Source organism: Gilliamella sp. Nev6-6, assembly GCF_001690605.1.
In the GTDB taxonomy this organism is placed as follows: Bacteria; Pseudomonadota; Gammaproteobacteria; order Enterobacterales; family Orbaceae; genus Gilliamella; species Gilliamella apicola_C.
Genome location: NZ_LZHP01000079.1, coordinates 40315 through 58449 on the forward strand (window position 1 = coordinate 40315; position 18135 = coordinate 58449).

At 35.9% G+C, this 18135-nt stretch carries 17 protein-coding genes; 5 read left to right on the forward strand and 12 right to left on the reverse strand.

Annotated elements, in window-relative coordinates; translation table 11 throughout:
- Window positions 1-25 precede the first annotated feature (25 nt).
- The 4 genes from A9G42_RS09550 to A9G42_RS09565 are packed head-to-tail and all read right to left on the reverse strand — an operon-like array spanning window position 26 to window position 3646.
- The gene (locus A9G42_RS09550; protein ID WP_065653293.1) at window positions 26-670 is read right to left on the reverse strand and encodes a 3-keto-L-gulonate-6-phosphate decarboxylase UlaD; all 645 of its coding nucleotides are present in this window, start codon (window positions 668-670) and stop codon (window positions 26-28) included.
- Between the two features lie 16 nt (window positions 671-686).
- Window positions 687-1379, reverse strand: a complete 693-nt coding sequence (locus tag A9G42_RS09555) for an L-ribulose-5-phosphate 4-epimerase (protein ID WP_065588448.1) — start codon at window positions 1377-1379, stop codon at window positions 687-689.
- A 3-nt stretch (window positions 1380-1382) separates the two neighbouring features.
- The gene (locus tag A9G42_RS09560; RefSeq protein WP_065581434.1) at window positions 1383-1856 is read right to left on the reverse strand and encodes a PTS sugar transporter subunit IIA; all 474 of its coding nucleotides are present in this window, start codon (window positions 1854-1856) and stop codon (window positions 1383-1385) included.
- A 23-nt stretch (window positions 1857-1879) separates the two neighbouring features.
- The gene (locus A9G42_RS09565) at window positions 1880-3646 is read right to left on the reverse strand and encodes a PTS ascorbate-specific subunit IIBC (protein ID WP_065653294.1); all 1767 of its coding nucleotides are present in this window, start codon (window positions 3644-3646) and stop codon (window positions 1880-1882) included.
- A 430-nt stretch (window positions 3647-4076) separates the two neighbouring features.
- On the opposite strand from A9G42_RS09565, the gene ulaR reads away from it, so the two are divergent.
- Both ulaR and ulaG read left to right on the forward strand, forming a co-directional pair.
- On the forward strand, window positions 4077-4838 hold the full coding sequence (ulaR, locus tag A9G42_RS09570; RefSeq protein ID WP_065567938.1) for an HTH-type transcriptional regulator UlaR: 762 nt from the start codon (window positions 4077-4079) through the stop codon (window positions 4836-4838).
- 26 nt (window positions 4839-4864) lie between these two features.
- Window positions 4865-5932, forward strand: coding sequence for an L-ascorbate 6-phosphate lactonase (ulaG, locus tag A9G42_RS09575; RefSeq protein WP_065581437.1), 1068 nt, complete (start codon window positions 4865-4867; stop codon window positions 5930-5932).
- 90 nt (window positions 5933-6022) lie between these two features.
- Here the strand turns inward: ulaG and recG are convergent, their stop codons facing one another.
- From recG to pmbA, 5 genes are all read right to left on the reverse strand, one after another.
- Window positions 6023-8116 (reverse strand): ATP-dependent DNA helicase RecG, encoded by a 2094-nt coding sequence (gene recG, locus A9G42_RS09580; protein WP_065653295.1) that lies wholly within the window; start codon window positions 8114-8116, stop codon window positions 6023-6025.
- Between the two features lie 5 nt (window positions 8117-8121).
- The gene (gene spoT / locus A9G42_RS09585) at window positions 8122-10230 is read right to left on the reverse strand and encodes a bifunctional GTP diphosphokinase/guanosine-3',5'-bis pyrophosphate 3'-pyrophosphohydrolase (RefSeq protein ID WP_065581439.1); all 2109 of its coding nucleotides are present in this window, start codon (window positions 10228-10230) and stop codon (window positions 8122-8124) included.
- Window positions 10231-10248: 18 nt separating this feature from the next.
- A complete protein-coding gene (gene rpoZ / locus A9G42_RS09590) occupies window positions 10249-10539 on the reverse strand; it encodes a DNA-directed RNA polymerase subunit omega (RefSeq protein WP_065653296.1) in 291 nt (96 codons plus the stop codon).
- Between the two features lie 150 nt (window positions 10540-10689).
- On the reverse strand, window positions 10690-12432 hold the full coding sequence (locus A9G42_RS09595; protein WP_143426144.1) for a SulP family inorganic anion transporter: 1743 nt from the start codon (window positions 12430-12432) through the stop codon (window positions 10690-10692).
- An 8-nt stretch (window positions 12433-12440) separates the two neighbouring features.
- Window positions 12441-13793 carry a metalloprotease PmbA gene (gene pmbA, locus A9G42_RS09600; RefSeq protein ID WP_065653297.1) on the reverse strand — a complete coding sequence of 451 codons (1353 nt, stop codon included), beginning with the start codon at window positions 13791-13793 and terminating at the stop codon, window positions 12441-12443.
- Window positions 13794-13870: 77 nt separating this feature from the next.
- Between pmbA and yjgA the strand changes: the two genes are divergently transcribed.
- From yjgA to cspE, 3 genes are all read left to right on the forward strand, one after another.
- Window positions 13871-14407 (forward strand): ribosome biogenesis factor YjgA, encoded by a 537-nt coding sequence (gene yjgA, locus A9G42_RS09605; RefSeq protein ID WP_065653298.1) that lies wholly within the window; start codon window positions 13871-13873, stop codon window positions 14405-14407.
- 64 nt (window positions 14408-14471) lie between these two features.
- The gene (gene ppa, locus A9G42_RS09610) at window positions 14472-15002 is read left to right on the forward strand and encodes an inorganic diphosphatase (RefSeq protein WP_065567931.1); all 531 of its coding nucleotides are present in this window, start codon (window positions 14472-14474) and stop codon (window positions 15000-15002) included.
- A gap of 389 nt (window positions 15003-15391) precedes the next feature.
- Entirely contained in the window at window positions 15392-15601 is a 210-nt protein-coding gene (gene cspE / locus A9G42_RS09615) for a transcription antiterminator/RNA stability regulator CspE (RefSeq protein WP_065653299.1), read from the forward strand.
- 145 nt (window positions 15602-15746) lie between these two features.
- Here cspE and gapA read toward each other — a convergent pair whose 3' ends face one another.
- From gapA to A9G42_RS09630, 3 genes are all read right to left on the reverse strand, one after another.
- Window positions 15747-16742: a glyceraldehyde-3-phosphate dehydrogenase gene (gene gapA / locus A9G42_RS09620; RefSeq protein WP_065567930.1), complete on the reverse strand. Its 996-nt coding sequence runs from the start codon at window positions 16740-16742 to the stop codon at window positions 15747-15749.
- 725 nt (window positions 16743-17467) lie between these two features.
- Window positions 17468-17599 carry a hypothetical protein gene (locus A9G42_RS14350; RefSeq protein ID WP_255309202.1) on the reverse strand — a complete coding sequence of 44 codons (132 nt, stop codon included), beginning with the start codon at window positions 17597-17599 and terminating at the stop codon, window positions 17468-17470.
- Window positions 17600-17660: 61 nt separating this feature from the next.
- Entirely contained in the window at window positions 17661-18029 is a 369-nt protein-coding gene (locus tag A9G42_RS09630; RefSeq protein WP_065642277.1) for a hypothetical protein, read from the reverse strand.
- Between the last annotated feature and the right edge of the window lie 106 nt (window positions 18030-18135).

Sequence of the window (18135 nt, forward strand, 5' to 3'; positions counted from 1 at the left end):
TGATTTTTTCAACTGCATGCTGTTGTTACCAATATTTTGCGATCTGCGTTCTTAATGCTTGCGCAGTTTGTTGACCGTTTTCATTAGCAAGCGCACGACCAGCAATAAACGCTTTAGTTTTTATGCCTGCAAATAAGTGAATATCTTCTGGCACAATGCCACCGGTGATTGAAAGTTCAAGTCCTAAATCAGATAATTGACGCATTTTTGTTATATCATCTTCACCCCAACTAATACCAGCAAGTTCAGCATCACGAGAGCGATGGTATATTGCTTGCTTAATGCCAAGATTACGCCAAGCTTTAGCATCTTCTAATGTCCAATGCCCGTATAATTCGATCTGAATTTCGCCTTTAAACTCATCAGCTACTTTTTTACAAGCTTCGACAGTAGCAATATGCGCAGCAGCTGAAACTGTTAACCAGTTTGCACCTGCGGAAAAAGCCATTTTTGCCAATATCGCACCACCATCAGTGGTTTTTAAATCGCATACTAAAATATGATTGGGATAAAGTTCTCTTAACCGTTTTACACTTTGCATACCTGCACCAAAAGCAAGAATGGTTCCCACTTCAATGATATCGACAAAACCCGCTACATTTTTTGCCACGTCTAATGCTGGCGCTAATTCGGTTTGATCTAATGCGATTTGTAATTTAGGTGCTGCCATGTTGTTCTCCTATTTGCTATTTTTGACCATAGTAAGCATTCGCACCGTGTTTGCGAAAATAGTGCTTATCAGATAACGTTTGTTGAATTTTGATTGTTTGATTAAGTTGCCGAGTGGAAAGAGCCATCATAGCTACTTCTTCAAGTACGACCGCATTATGCACTGCATCTAACGCATTTTTACCCCAACAAAATGGAGCATGACCAGAGATAACAGCCCCTGGCATTGCTACGGGATCTAGGCCTCGGCGTTTAAACTCTTCTACAATGACTAATCCAGTATTTTTTTCATAATCGATTGCAATTTCACTATCGGTTAGTGCACGCGTACAAGGCACATCACCATAAAAATAATCGGCATGCGTCGTACCTAGTGCAGGGATGTCTAATTCCGCTTGTGCCCAAATAGTGGCATAACGAGAATGGGTATGCACAATACCACCAATTTGTGGAAATGCTTTATACAATTCAATATGCGTTGCGGTATCGCTTGAAGGATTTAATTTTCCCTCCACAATATCCCCCATTAGCGAAATAACCACAATATCATCCAGTTTCATATTGCTATATTCAACACCAGAAGGCTTGATGGCGATAACGCCTTTTTCACGATCGATTTCAGAGACATTACCCCAAGTAAAAGTCACTAAATGATATTTAGGTAACAATAAATTAGCATTCAACACCCGTTCTTTTAATGCTTGATACATGATTTAACCTCCATTTAAGGCGCGATCAATAACGGCATAAACATCTTCTTTGGTGTTACAACGCCTTAATTTATCTAGATCAACCCCTGTTTCACTGTTTTCATCATCTAAAATTTGAGTGACCTCCATTAATCCTTCCATATGCTGATCCGATGTGCTACCCGCTAATGTCACTAAAACATCGACAGGCTCAGCTTCACCATCAAAATAGACAGGTTTTTTTAAGGTAACTAAAGCAAAAGCTGTACGATTTACTCCATCTTCAGGCCTTGCATGAGGCATGGCAAAGTTTGGTGCAATAATAATATAAGGCCCCATTGTTTTGACACAGCGAACAATAGCATCATAGTACGACGGCTCTATTGCTTTAGAGGCGACTAGCATATCAGTGCCTAGCTTAATGGCATCTTGCCAAGTTGCAGCATTTGCTTTGAGTAAAATAGAGTTATTGTCAATTAGTGATTCTTTTAAAGCCATGGTGCACTCCTTAGTATTTAAAATCATTTAGAAAACACTTGTTCAATCAGCTTTATCAGCTCATCGCCAAAAGTTTGTGGATTTAACATATTTTGTACGCCTAACGCATGTTGACCTTCATTCACCTCAATTTCATGAATAAGATGTTTAGATGCAACAATGATATCGACATTGGGTAAACGTGATTTATAATCAGTCACTGCACAAGAATCCATTTCGTTTGGGATGCCTTTTTTATTTAAATAATTAGCAATCTTCATTTTCATCATCATTGAAGAGCCTTGCCCACTCCCACATACTGCCAAGATACGAATTGGGCGACCTTCACTCAAGGCGACTTCATCCATTTTTTCAAGTACTGATTCATTGACATCTTGATGTTTATCGTTGACTTCAGGCTGATTTGTAGAGTTAGCCTCTTCTTGGCGAAGCTGTCTAGCAGCAAAAAACATATAAATCAGGGCTAGAACAATAAGAACATAGATAAATAAGTGTGAAATAGATAAAGCCTGTAAAATCGGTGGAAATAAAATCGCCCAATCTGCCATCCCCATCCATGAGTCAATCGGCGTACCGTTTTGAGCAAAGATATGAATTACCCAAGCAGAGCCTAATACCTCTATCATTCCCATGGCAAAACAGATCTTCATTACGGCTTTCCAACCACCAAAATGGTTGGCAAATACACCAATGGTTGCATTCGAAAAAAACATTGGTATAAAGCCTGGAATAATCATAATTGGCGATTTAAAGATGAGTAATAATGCAATCGCTAAGAATTGCCCTAAAGCCCCCCAAATAAAACCAAACACCATCGCATTAGGTGAAAAAGCATAAATTGCCGCGCAGTCAATAGCTAATACCGCATTAGGAATTAGCTTTTCTGAAATACCTTTGAAAGCTTCGGACAATTCAGCAACAAACATACGCACCCCACCAACAATAACTTGAATTGCGACGGCAAATTTAAGCCCTGTTTCAAAGATGTAAATGGTCCAATGGGTGGATCCTGCCATTGTTTGTAAATTATCTAACCCAAATGACAGCAAGATAATACCAAAGAAAATTGTCATCACAATTGTAGTTGCGGCAATACTATCATGAAAGATATGCAACCATTTTGGCAATTTTAGATTATCAACTGTATCGTTTTTATCCCCCAATTTTGGCGCTAATTTAACCGCTATCCAAGAACCGAATTGTTGTTGGTGGCCTATTGAAAACCCAGCTCCCCCAGTAACGGCCTCGGTCGGCTTAAACATCATATTCGAAAATATTCCCCAATAAAGCGCAGTGATAATGGCCGAATAGATGATAGTTTCCCACATGCTGTAACCAAAAAGGAAATAAAATAGTGCAATTAAACCAACCTGTTGGAACATAATATGGCCAGTTAACATAATGGTTCGAATTCCGGTTAAACGTCGAAATACCACCAAAATAATATTAATCGCTAATGCAAGCAAAACAGAATAGCCAACCCATGAATAGCATTCGCCCATACCTGTTTCGACGGCGACCATTGATGCATAAGTATCAATGATAGAGCCTTTAATGCCATGGTACTGTGCCAATTTAGCAATAACAGGTTTGAATGTTGATACCAAAACGCCAGATCCAACCTGTAATAACATAAATCCAACAATGGTCTTAATCGTGCCTTTTAACACGGTGGTTATATCTTTACGTAATAGACAATAACCAAGCATTGTCACCAAGCCAAGTAACAAAGGTGCTTTTGTCATCACTTGACTATAAAAAATATAAAATACGTTATAAATTACTTCCATATGTTCCTCTCATCGGTTATTGACATTTTTACTGCTCAAACAACACTCACCTCTGATATTGAGTTTCATTTAATTGCCTTTCATCAAGTTTCTTATAATCCGTAAAGTAAATGAATGGAACCGCTGATTACTTTACTTTATTTATCATCGCTCATTAAAAACACTTGTTATATTCCACAATCAAAATAAATCATTCAATGATTATTTATGATTGTTTTGACAAGGATCACTTTTCTCAACAAACTATAATTTCATATGTGATCAGCATCACAACTTAAATAAAATATAAAGACAAAAAAAATTAAAATTATTATTATCAATTAATTAAAAAATATTAGTATTAATAAATAAAATTATAGCAATTGACAACAATACAAATAAAAATTACGATAAAATAATCATATTTAATCACAATGAAACGTAAGAAAAAATGAACGAAATTGCACGACATAATGAAATAGTAGCGTTAGTAAACGAAAAAGGTATGGTTAGAGTGTCCGAATTAATCGCAAAATTTGCTATATCACCAGCAACAGCAAGGCGCGATATTACTAAGTTAGATCAGGAAGGGCGCGTTAAAAAAGTCCGCAATGGTATTATGCGATTAGAAGAAATAAAACCAATTTGGGCACCGATTGACAGTAATAATACCGATCATTATCACGAAAAAGCCCGTATTGCAATTCGAGCTGCACAATTATGCAACAGTGACGAAAATATTGTTATAAATTGCGGTTCTACGGCTTTTTTACTTGGACGTGAATTGTGTGGTAAAAATGTTTCAATTATTACTAATTATTTTCCATTAGCTTGTTACTTAATTGAGCATGATCATGAAAATGTCATCATTATGGGAGGATTATATAACAAAACACAAAATATTATTCTTAATCCTATTGCTAACATAACCGATTCTTATGCTGGCAAGTGGATGTTTACCAGTGGTAAAACATTAACACCAACAGGTCTTTATAAAAATGAAATATTAGGTGCTGTAGCTGAACAACAAATATTGGAAAAAACCGAGAAATTAGTTGTTGTAGTTGATAGCTCCAAAATTGATACCAAAGCCAATTCAGGCATGCTTTTTTGCCCTGTTAATAAAATAGATATTTTAATCACAGGAAAACAAGCTAATAAGGACGTAATTGAATGCATTAAGGAGCAAGGCGTTGAGGTTATTTTAGTTTAACAATAAAATTGTAGAAGGAACAGAGTATGAGTAAAGTAAATGAAATTAGCCGTGAATCGTGGATATTAAATACATTTCCTGAATGGGGAACGTGGCTTAATGAGGAGATCGAAACAACCGAGGTCAAACCCAATACATTTACTATGTGGTGGCTTGCTTGTACGGGGATTTGGCTAAAATCAGCGGGTAATACCAATATTTCTGTTGATTTTTGGTGTGGTACAGGTAAAAAAACTCACGCAAATCCATTAATGAACAAACAGCATCAAATGATGCGAATGGGCGGAGTTCGTGAATTGCAACCAAACTTAAGAACTAGCCCATTTGTTCTTGATCCTTTTGCAATTAAAGAAATCGATGCAGTGATGGCAACTCATGATCATGCCGATCATATTGATGTCAATGTTGCTGCAGCAGTTATTCAAAACTGTTCACCAAAAGTAAAATTTATTGGCCCGAAAGCTTGTGTAGAATTGTGGAAAAGCTGGGGCGTGCCAGATGATCGTTGTATTGTTGCCAAAGTGGGGGAAACGATTGAGGTTGGTGATATTACAATTCGCGTATTAGACTCTTTTGATAGAACATCGTTAGTTACTTTGCCAAAAGGCGTTTCATCTACCGACAAATCTATTTTAGATGGCATGAATGATAGAGCAGTTAATTATCTATTTGAGACATCAGGAGGTTCGTTGTACCACTCGGGCGATTCCCACTACTCTAACTATTATGCCAAACATGGCAATGACTACAAAATTGACGTGGCATTACTATCTTATGGTGAAAACCCGCGAGGAGTGACGGATAAAATGACATCAGCCGATATTTTACGTGCTGCTGAATCGCTTAATACTCAAGTTGTGATCCCTTTCCATCACGATATTTGGGCAAACTTTCAAAGTGACCCACGCGAAATTGAAGTATTATGGCAAATGAAGAAAGATCGTCTTGATTATCGATTTACGCCTTTCTTCTGGCAAGTTGGTGGTAGATACACTTATCCAACCGATAAACATAAAATGCATTATCAGCATTACCGTGGCTTTAGAGATATTTTTACCGATGAACCAGAATTGCCGTATCGATCATTCTTATAATTGGCTAATATAATTATTAGGCTTCAATGTGTGGACTGATTCAAACAATGCTTTTTACCGTCCACACATCAATCTCTTTACTCTAATTAATTAAACATTAATGTATCTTTCACGATCTGGCAACCAGCAATCAATTAGTTGAGTAGCACTTTGCGGGTAGTGTTTTTGAATGTCATAAGAGGCTTGTTGCACTTGGCTAATCAAATGTTGATCACGAACCAAATCAACAACCTTAAAATTAGCGATACCCATTTGCCGGGTACCTAAGATTTCGCCACTACCACGAAGTTCAAGATCTTTTTGTGCAATAACAAAACCATCATTACTTTCACGCATCACCTTCATGCGTGCTTGAGCAACTTTACTTAGGGGGGCTTGATACATCAATACACAATGCGATACGGCTGATCCTCGCCCAACTCGTCCACGTAATTGATGCAATTGAGCTAAACCCAATCGCTCAGCATTTTCAATGATCATTAAGCTCGCATTAGGCACATCAACACCAACCTCAATAACTGTTGTTGCAACAAGTAATTGGATGTTCCCAGCTTTAAAAGCTTGCATGACGGATTGTTTTAAATCCGATTTCATTTTGCCATGTACTAACGCAATACTTAAATGGGGTAAACGGGCTTGTAATTCGGTAACCAGCATTTCGGCCGCTTGCGCATCAAGTGTTTCGGACTCTTCGACTAAAGTACACACCCAATAAACTTGACGATTTGCTAAACAAGCTTGGTTTACCCGTTCAATAATTTCATCTCGACGAGTATTTGGTATTACTACCGTAGTAATTGGTGTTCGCCCTGGTGGTAATTCATCAATAACTGAAACATCTAAATCAGCATAGACGGTCATTGCTAGTGTTCGAGGAATAGGTGTTGCGGTCATAATTAATTGATGTGGAAAGAAATTATCTTTAATACCTTTTTCCCACAGGCTTAGACGCTGGTTTACACCAAAGCGATGCTGTTCATCAATAATGACTAATCCTAACGAGTTAAACTCCACTTTATCAACAAACACCGCATGAGTACCAATTAATAACGTGCTGTCACCATTTCGAATACGCTCATAACACTGTCGTTTATTTTTAGCCGTTAATCTCCCCGACAACAGATCAACATTAATCCCCAACGGTGCAAACCAAGTACTAAAATTGTTATAATGTTGCTCTGCTAATATTTCTGTCGGCGCCATTAATACTACCTGACAACCATTTTCAATGGCATTTAATGCAGCTAATGCAGCAACTAATGTTTTGCCTGAACCAACATCCCCCTGAATTAATCGCATCATAGGTACCGGTTTTGTCATATCTTGATAAATCTCTTGCACAACACGTTGCTGAGCACAAGTTGGTTTAAAAGGCAATGATGATAAAAATGGTTTAATCAAGCATTGATTTGGAGAAAACAAATGCGCTTGCTGTTTTTGATTATGCTTTTTTAGCATCAACATACTTAAATGATAAGCAATTAATTCTTCAAAAATAAATCGTTTAATGGCTGAGTGCTCACCCAACATTAATTGTTCAATTTGAGTATCAATAGGCGGATTATGTACAATATTTAAAGAATCCAATACTGGTAAAAAGAGGCATGCTAGCTCTGGTGGTAAAATTTCATTAGGTGGATTATTTTTTAACAACAAAAGCGCAGCCATAATTGACCGTCGAATCAATGCTTGAGATAGTCCATAGGTCGTTGAATAAATGGGTGTATATTTTTCTTGAGCATCATCTAACGTGACTGATGACTCGTTTCCATTGGCTTTAAATTTAAATTGTGGGTGGATAATTTCAATATGATTTTTGCCACGTTTTATCTCGCCATACGCACTCACCCATTTTCCTTTAATCAAAGAAGCTTTCATGCTGGGTGTAAAATGCATAAATCGTAATACGGCAACGCCCGAATCATCTTGAATATAGCAAATTAACATTTGTCGACGCTTAAAGGCAACTTCACTTTTGATTATAGAGCCTTCTATTGTAGTGAACTCACCAATAACCGCATCGCCAATGGAACAAGACGACGTACGATCTTCGTAACGTAAAGGGAAATGCAATAACAGATCTTTGACGGTATAAATACCTAATGTATTAAATTTTTTTTCTAAACTTGCACCAATCCCCGTTAATTTTATCAACGGCAAATGATCAAAAAATCGATTTATCATAATGACTAATTTATATTTCTTGTCACGCTCACTACATCGGACTGTAGCGATATTTTCCGCATTAATTCACTAAGTTGCTGAGTGTTTTTTACTTCTATTTGCAAAATGATGGTATAAATTTGTCTGTCTTTTTCTTCGGTATTTAACCACTGCAAGTGGGTATTTTCATCATTAATAATTGAAAGGAGATTCGCTAAAGCGCCTTGAACATTTAAAATATCAACCCAAATTTCAACAACAAAGCGTTGAAAAATATCTGGCGCCCATTTAAGTGGAATATATTTTCCTGGATTATTTTGATAGTCTGAAATATTTCGACAAGATTCGTGATGCACTATCAGTCCCTTTTCTGGGCTGACATGTCCCACGATAGGGTCGTTTGGAATAGGATGACAACATTTAGAAAACGTAACCAAAACGCCTTCACTACCCGTGATAACTAGTGTTTTATTGGGTTCTGTTTTATTTTGTAATAGCGATTTATGTTCTAATCCTTTAGCTATAAAATGGCTCATAATATTGCCTAGCCCAATTTCGGACAAAACATCATCAAAAGTTGGCAATTTAGCTAACTCAGCTGCACGAGCTTTTTGATTTGATGATAACTCACTAATACCGCCAGATTTAACTAACGAAAGATCGAGTAAACGTCGTCCCAATTTAATTGCATCTTCACGTTTAAGTGTCCTAAGCGCATGACGAATTCGAGATTTTGCTTTAGCACTAACTACAAAACTTAACCAATTAGCATTAGGTCGCCCTTCCGATGAAGTAATAATTTCAACAGTTTGACCACTACTTAATGGTTGCGATAGAGGATAAGGTTTACGATCAACAATTGCACCAATGCACTGATAACCAATATCAGAATGGACTGCATAGGCAAGATCAACTGCTGTTGCGCCTTCAGGTAGCTGAACAATACGCCCTTTAGGGGTAAAAACGTAAATTTCTTTAGGAAACAAATCAGACTTTACATTTTCGATAAATTCGAAAGAGTTACCCACACTTTGTTGTAATTCTAATAAACTTTGCATCCAGCGCTGAGCTTTAATTTGCGTGGTAGTATTGTTCATTTCATCGGTTTCGTTATATGCCCAATGAGCAGCAACACCCATTTCAGCCATTTGATCCATATCTTCAGTGCGGATTTGTACTTCAACAGGTGTTCCATGAGGTCCAATTAACGATGAATGTAATGACTGATAACCATTCGCTTTGGGGATCGCTATATAGTCTTTAAAACGATTAAGCCGTGGCTTATAAAGATTATGCACTAACCCAAGAGCGCGATAACAAGCATCAACGTCCTTTACTACAATTCTAAACGTATAAATATCCATAATGGAATGAAACTGCTGCTCACGCAATTTCATCTTTTGATAAATCGCATAAATGTTTTTTTCGATACCAGTAACTTCGGCGTCAATATGAGCATCTAATAATCGATTACGTATTTCAGACAAAATTTGTTGGATAAGCTCTTTTCGTGTATTTCGCGCGGTTTTAATTACTTTTTCAATCACTTTGGCACGATTTGGATGCATTGCGGTAAAGCCCAAAATCTCAAGCTCTGTTTTAATATGATTAATGCCCAAACGATGAGCTAAAGGGGCATAAATTTCGAGAGTTTCTTTGGCAATGCGACGGCGCTTGTCAGATCTTAAGGCACAGAGTGTGCGCATGTTATGGGTACGGTCAGCTAGTTTAATTAAAATAACACGCACATCTTCGGTCATGGCAAGCACCATTTTCCGAAAATTTTCAGCTTGTGCCTCTTGTCTATTACGGAATTTTAATTTATCAAGTTTAGAAACACCTTCAACTAAAATAGCAACATGTTTACCAAATTTATTCGTAATATCTTGAAAGGTAACCGGAGTATCTTCGATAGTGTCGTGTAAAAGTGCGGCAATAATTGTTTCATAATCAAGCCGCATCTCAGCTAAATTTGTTGCAACTGCAACAGGGTGGGTGATGTAAGGCTCACCACTACATCGGAATTGCCCTTCATGTGCATTTTTAGCAAAAAGATAAGCATCTTGTATCAATTCCACTTTTTTAGCAGGAAGATAAGATGCTACAACCTCTTTTAAGCTATCAAAATATTGCATAAGCAATTCCTGTAAAGCTTATTCGTATGATGGTGTGTTTTCGAGAAGAATCGACTCATGAAGTGTTGCACGTGCTTCTGCTTCTTCATCTTGACGCGCTTGGAAATCAGCAATATCGAGAATTTGTTTATTAACAAGGCCTTCTTCAATTTCGCGTAAAGCAACAACCGTTTCTTTGTCGTTTTCTTCCAGAACCAGTGGAGATTTATTTTCAACTTGTAATTGACGAGCGCGTCTTGCTGCTACAATAACGAGATCAAAGCGATTACCAATTTTTTCTACTGCATCTTGAACAGTTACACGTGCCATTTTCACCTCTAAATTGTTTACTAAAATGCTTTATTTGAAAGATCTGATATTCTACTTAAATTTGTAGTGATTTGTCTATATTAATATTGTTTTATACATTGAAATAAAGGGATCTTAGATAATAAAAAATTGCTAGGTTCTTATCATTGATTACGATAACTTTTCATATTCATCATCAATTTTATTATCCATATGCTTTTTACTTTGCACTAATCTCACAGCAAAATAAAGATCATAAGCAAAATCAATATGATCGTTATCAAGCTTAATGTTCATTTGTTTAAACCAATTTTTGAGTGTTTTACGCCGACCTGATAAGATTAACATGGTGTTTCTTACTTTTAAGGATCTTACTAATTCATCGATTCCTGACAACACACTCACGTCTTTATAAGTAAAACAAGGAATTGCATCAACAATCACATAGTTTATTGGCTCTTTTGCCTCATCAATATAACTAATAATTCTCCGTTTAAAATAGGCAATATTAAAATAAGTTAGTGGAGAGTTAAATCGATAAATCAGAGTATTATTGATTGATTTAACACCTTGGTTTATTGAATGAATTCGACCACTTGCATCAACACCTAATAATTGATCTTTCGGCCTAAATACACGGCGCAAAAATAAAAATATCCCAAGTAACACCGACAGTGCCATACCGGGAATAATACCTATCACAAGAACTGAAATCAGTGTTGTTAAACTTAAATAAAACGCATCTCGATCAAATTTAAAAAAGCGGAGGATTGTGTGAAAATTAATTAATGAAATGGATGAATAAATCAAAATTATGCCTAATACACAAGTGGGAATATATTGTAAAGGCGAAAGAAAAAACAACACGACAATACCAATTAATATTGCAGCAATAATTGAAACTAGCTGAGTTTTACCACCATTGGCATCATTAACAGCTGTTCTTGATGAGGTACCACTAACAACAAAACCTTGTGATAACCCCGCTACAATATTAGCCACACCTAGCGCTTTAAATTCGATATCGGCGTTGGTTTCATAGTTATTTTTGGATGCGAAACTGCGCACGGTTATCATCATACTAACAAAACAAATGATAGCAATATTCAGTGAGGGAACAACTAAATCACGCATCAACCCTTTATCAAAATCAAGCCATGATTTGGCAGGAATAAAATCTCCACTAACATTACCAATAATACGAATATTAAAATACTCAAAATTAAATAACCATGAAAAAAATGTCATCACAATGACGGCTAATAGTGGCGCTGGGTATAACGGTTTTAATCGCTTTAAAGCAATTAAAATAAACAAAGTAAAAAATGAAACTAGTGCAGTGGCTATATGGATTTGCGATATTTTAAAAGGTAAATAAACGATTCGCTCAATCAGATAAGAATAATCATAACTAAAACCAAGTGTTTTTGCTAACTGATCAACCATAATGGTGATTGAAATACCATTAAGCAAACCAATTAAAATAGGCTGGCTAAGCAAGTCAGCCAAAGCGCCAAGATGTAGCTTTCCTGCGATAATACACCAAATACCAATCATTATTGTTAATATAATGACTAATTGCCAACGTAATATGGGATCATTAGCTGCTAACGGCAACACAACAGCCGCAACGACAGCACATGTTGCCGTATCAGGTCCGACAATCAGTTGTTTCGAAGATCCAAAAAGTGCATAGACAATTAAAGGCAAAATGGTCGAATATAGTCCTGCTATAGCACCAACACCTGTCAATTCAGCATAAGCAATTGACACTGGTAACGAAACTGCCGCGACCGATAAACCCGCCTTAATGTCAAAATTAAGATATTCTCGCTTATACTGTAATAGGCTACTTAACCCTGGCATCCACAAAGCTAATTTTTGAAAAAAAGCATTGTTAAAAAAACGACCCATACTAATCCTTATTTTCCAGCTATGCTCATATTATCAATCAAAATCGAACCACATTGAATATTAGTTCTCGTTTCGACATCATTACCTATTGCCACAATGTTTTTATACATATCTTTAAGATTGCCGGCAATAGTAATTTCGCTAACAGGATATTGGATTTGCCCATTTTCAACCCAAAATCCAGTGGCTCCGCGTGAATAATCGCCAGTTACACTATTAACACCTTGTCCCATTAACGAAGTAACGACAACGCCTTTATCCAGTTTTTTAAGCATATCATCAAAGCTAGCATGAGTTTGGCTAGGCGAGATAAGCCAATTATGAATCCCACCTGCATGACCTGTTGATGTTAAACCCAATTTACGCGCTGAATAATTACTTAATAAATAAGTTTGCAACACTCCTTGCTCAACAATATTACGCTTAACTGTTTTTGTGCCCTCACTATCAAAAGGCGAAGAGCCAATACCTTTTAAAATATAAGGATCTTCATAAATAGTCAGCCATTCAGGAAAAATAGCCTGCCCAACACAGTCTAATAAAAATGAGGATTTACGATAGATTGCGCCACCACTGATGGCATTGACTAAATGCCTAATAAGCCCAACAGCAACTTCAGCACTAAACAGTACTGGGGCTTGCATGGTTGCGATTTGCTTAGCACCTAAATGCGATATTGCTCTGTCAGCTGCTTGCGTACCCACCCAATTTGCTGATTTTAATTCACTAAAATCACGTGACGAGGTATAAGCATAATTGCTTTCCATTTGCCCTGCTTGTTCGGCAATAACTGAACATGAAAGCGAATGTGAACTTGCACAATAACCTTGTAGCATTCCTAAACTATTACCATAAACATAAATACCATAACGGCTACTAAAATAACCGCCATCAGTGTTAATTAGTTTTGAATGATTGAGCGCTGTTAATTCAGCTTGCTTTGCCTGTTCAATGGCATTATCGACATTTAAATCACTTGGATAAAATAAATCCAAATCAGGAGGATTAAATGCCATTTGGCTCACATCGCCCAAACCAGAACAAGAATCGGGCGATGTATATTGCATAATATTAATCGCCATATCCACCGTTTGTAAAATCGCCGAAGGGGATAAATCATTGGTTGATGCACTGCCTTTACGTTGGTTTTGATAAACAGTAATGGATAAAGCCCCATCACTATTAAATTCAACATTTTCGGTATCCCCCATTCGGGTGCTAACACTAATACCCGTTGATTGATTAATCGATACTTCAACGGCATCCACTCGTGACTTTGCTTGCTTAATAGCATTAGCGACAATAGCTGATAAATTTTCTTTTTGGTTTATCGCTTCTTTTTTAATTTGTTCAATACTCATTTTATTATTTTCTACAATTCTGCTAGTGATACGTTATAATAAGCTAGAATTGAATATTAGTTAACAAAAGAAATAACATGAATCATAATCAAGAGACAAATTTAGAACCCAACTTTGCTATTGACAGCCAAGACGATGAAATCATTTACGTTAGTAAAAGCGAAATCAAACGTGATGCGGAAGCGCTAAAAAAATTAGGTGTTGAGCTTGTTAATTTAAGCAAAAACGAACTGGAAAAAATTCCTCTCGATGAAGATCTTATTTATGCTATTGAGCTTGCTCAAAAAATAAAAAAAGAAGGGTATCGCAGACAAATCCAATACATTGGCAAGCTACTACGTAGCCGAGATATCGATCCCATTAGCCAAGCCCTTGATAAGCTCAAAAATCGTCACAATCAACAAATTTCTTTATTTCATAAACTCGAAAAACTACGAGATGACCTGATTGCGACAGGCGATGCGGAAACTATCATGAGCATATATCCAACAGCCAATCGCCAGCAACTACGCACCTTAGCGCGTTTAGCCAAAAAAGAGCAAGAAGCCAATAAACCTACCAAAACGGCAAGGCAAATTTTTAAATATTTAAAAGAATTGAGCGATACAGAATAATCTTTATAATGTGCGCTTACTGTTATTAACAAACACTATACTAACTTAGATAGAGGATACAAAAATGGGACTTTTAAATGTACCTGCTGGTAAAGAATTACCTGATGATATTTACGTTGTGATTGAAATTCCGGCTAATGCTGATCCAATAAAATATGAAGTCGATAAAGATACTGGTGCTGTATTTGTTGACCGTTTTATGGCAACAGCAATGTTTTACCCATGCAACTATGGTTATATCAATAATACATTATCATTAGATGGTGATCCTGTTGATGTCTTAGTCCCAACGCCATATCCATTACAACCAGGCTCAGTGATTCGTTGTCGCCCTGTTGGTGTATTAAAAATGACAGACGAAGCAGGCCAAGATGCAAAACTTGTTGCTGTACCTCATACTAAACTGTCAAAAGAATATGATCACATTAAAGATGTTGATGATTTACCTGAACTACTTAAATCACAAATTAAACACTTTTTTGAGCAATACAAAGCGTTAGAAAAAGGTAAATGGGTAAAAGTTGACGGTTGGGACAATGCCGATGCCGCTCGTAAAGAAATACTTGAGTCATTTGAACGAGCAAAAAACAAATAAAATTGAATAACAAAAAAGTCACTGTTAATCCAAAGCCATAAAATAATATTTTATGGCTTTTTATTTTATAATACGCCAACTTTTGAAGTAATTTCAGCGCTTGAATCATGCAATAATTTGTCTTTTATCAATTTCTAAGTAATTATCTAAAAATTTAAGAAAAAACCATGTTCTAAGAAAAAAAATTATTATTAACATCTTGCTTTTGATTATAATTTATGCGGTAATAGCACTGGGTAAACAACAACGTTGAAATTATGAAATCAATTAACTTTAATAATGTAATTTTGATAGCTTTATCATGGTTTTGAGTTACATAATTAATACAGAGTTAAAGCCCATACGAGCCTAAAAGGCTAATTATTAATTATTGTTAGGATGTCTAGTAAATGAATAAAAAAACAGGCCAAGTAAAATGGTTTAACGAAAGTAAGGGTTTTGGTTTTATAACTCCTGCGGATGGAAGCAAAGATGTATTCGTTCATTTTTCTGCTATTTCAGGTGATGGCTTTAAAACCTTAGCTGAAGGGCAACAAGTTGAATGTGCGATCCAAGATAGCCCTCGTGGACCAGCAGCAGCTGAAGTTGTTGTTATTTAGTTTATCTAACTAATTTATTTCCATACTAGCAAAACGCTCACCTTAAAAGGTGGGCGTTTTTTATGCCAAATAAACCTAAAATTACTCAAAATTTAGCATAAAAAAAGCGACCCAAAAGTCGCTTTTTAACCAAGTTAAATGCTAATTATTTGGAAACAACAGCAATTAAATCTAATACTTTGTTTGAATAACCAACTTCATTATCATACCAAGATACTAATTTAACGAAGTTATCGCTTAATTGGATACCTGCTTTAGCATCAAATACAGATGTACAAACTTCACCTAAGAAATCGGTAGACACAACGTCATCTTCAGTATAGCCAAGCACGCCTTTCATTGGGCCTTCAGCAGCCGCTTTGATTGCTTTACAGATATCTTCGTATTTAGCTGGTTTTTCTAAACGAGCAGTTAAGTCAACAACAGAAACGTCTGGTGTTGGAACGCGGAAAGCCATACCTGTTAATTTACCGTTTAACTCAGGAATAACTTTACCTACCGCTTTAGCCGCACCAGTTGATGAAGGGATGATGTTTTGAGCCGCACCACGACCACCACGCCAATCTTTATGAGATGGACCATCAACTGTTTTTTGAGTTGCAGTTGTTGCATGAACGGTTGTCATTAATGCTTCAACAATACCAAAGTTATCATTAATAACTTTAGCTAAAGGCGCTAAACAGTTAGTCGTACATGACGCATTAGAAACGATATCTTGACCAGCATATTCTTTATCATTAACACCAATAACGAACATTGGCGTGTTGTCTTTTGAAGGACCAGTTAAAACAACTTTCTTGGCACCAGCTTGGATATGTTTGCGAGCAGTTTCGTCAGTTAAGAATAAACCAGTTGCTTCAGCAACAACATCAACACCCACTTCGTCCCATTTTAAGTTTGCAGGATCACGTTCTGCAGTAACACGGATTGTTTTACCGTTAACCACTAATTTACCGTCTTTAACTTCAACAGTACCATCAAAACGACCATGAGTTGAATCATATTTAAGCATGTAAGCCATATATTCAACATCTAATAAGTCATTGATAGCAACGATTTCGATGTCTGAACGTTTTTGAGCAGCGCGGAAAACAATACGACCGATACGGCCGAAACCATTAATACCTACTTTAATAGTCATAACAATTACCTTCTTTTTAGTGTTTTTAATGTTAAAAATCTTTCCTGTAAACTATCAAATTTTAAAGACTTATTCAAGAAGATTCCTAATAATTAAACACGATTTGATTAAATAGATTAAAGCACACGCAAACTTTATTGAATTAATACAAATAAAATCATTATGTTATTAAATAATTTTGAATAAAATTATAAACACGAAAGAGCGTGAAAAATGGGGCATTTTTGCACTTAAAAACAAGTCAGAAAAGCCATTGATTTTATTGAAGTTTTTATTTTTTGTTTTTTATAAAAATCACCGATTTTTACCCAACAAACCTAACGCCATACTTACTCAGCCCCAGAATATGCCACCAACAGGTAAGGTGCTATTTGCCGTAATTCAACCTTTTTCGGCCTTTTATCCATTTAAGATCTCTGCATAAAAAGAGGTGTCTTCATAAGAAAAAATGATTTTATTTTTATTGTTATTAAAAGAATGCTTGTTTCATCACTAGGGTAGAAAAAGTCTTTCTAGAATCTTATAAAAATATTCGCTGGAACAATGGCGCTTGCTTGTTTGCCGAAAAAATTAATGTGGTATCGGTGAATTTGTTGTTAAAAAATAACGAGTTTTTTGGGGCATTAAAGTCTAAATTCGTTTTTTCTATAACAGAACAAAAGGATGGGGCATTGGGGTTAAGTGGTTAAATGGAAATGTTACGTCCCAAAAGTGATTGAATTCTTCTAAGCTGATTCTCCTAAATGAAGGTAAGTAATTTTTCTCTTTTCATCAAGCGATAGCAAGCAATCTTTAGCGTTAAATCGCCATGCAATTGGGTATTTTTGTTCATCAATAATTAATTGTTTCTTGCCCATAAAAATATGCCTATTATCGTTTTGTTTTTGTTTTTGTTTGTTTTGTTACGCGTTGGGCTATTTATACTGGAAATTCTTTGTTTTTATAAGCCGACCATAAGTGCGTAATTGCCCAGTTATTATATTCTTGAGCAAGAAAACTTTTCGCTATTAGTTCTATATCGTCAGATATTTGAGACGCAATTTCAAAATGATTAATTAGTTGAAAAGACAGTTTGAATGCTTTTTCTCTTAATATATTAATAAGTTCGATTTCGTCCTTTTTAAAACTTTTTTTGTTTAAGGTATTAAAGCTATTCATCCATTGATTATCAAACTCAGGTTCATCTCTTAGATCTAATGCTTGGTCTGCATTTAATGCTTTTAAAAAATCAAAGTTGATTGGATCCGATAAATAATGGTTAATTTCATTAAGTTTGTTATTATTCATTTGGGAAAATTCCTTAAAAAATCTGGCACTATAATGTGTTCTAAAAGTACAGTAAAAAATAGAATGTTTTGTTTAATTTACTGTTTTAATTTAGCTAAATTCAGAA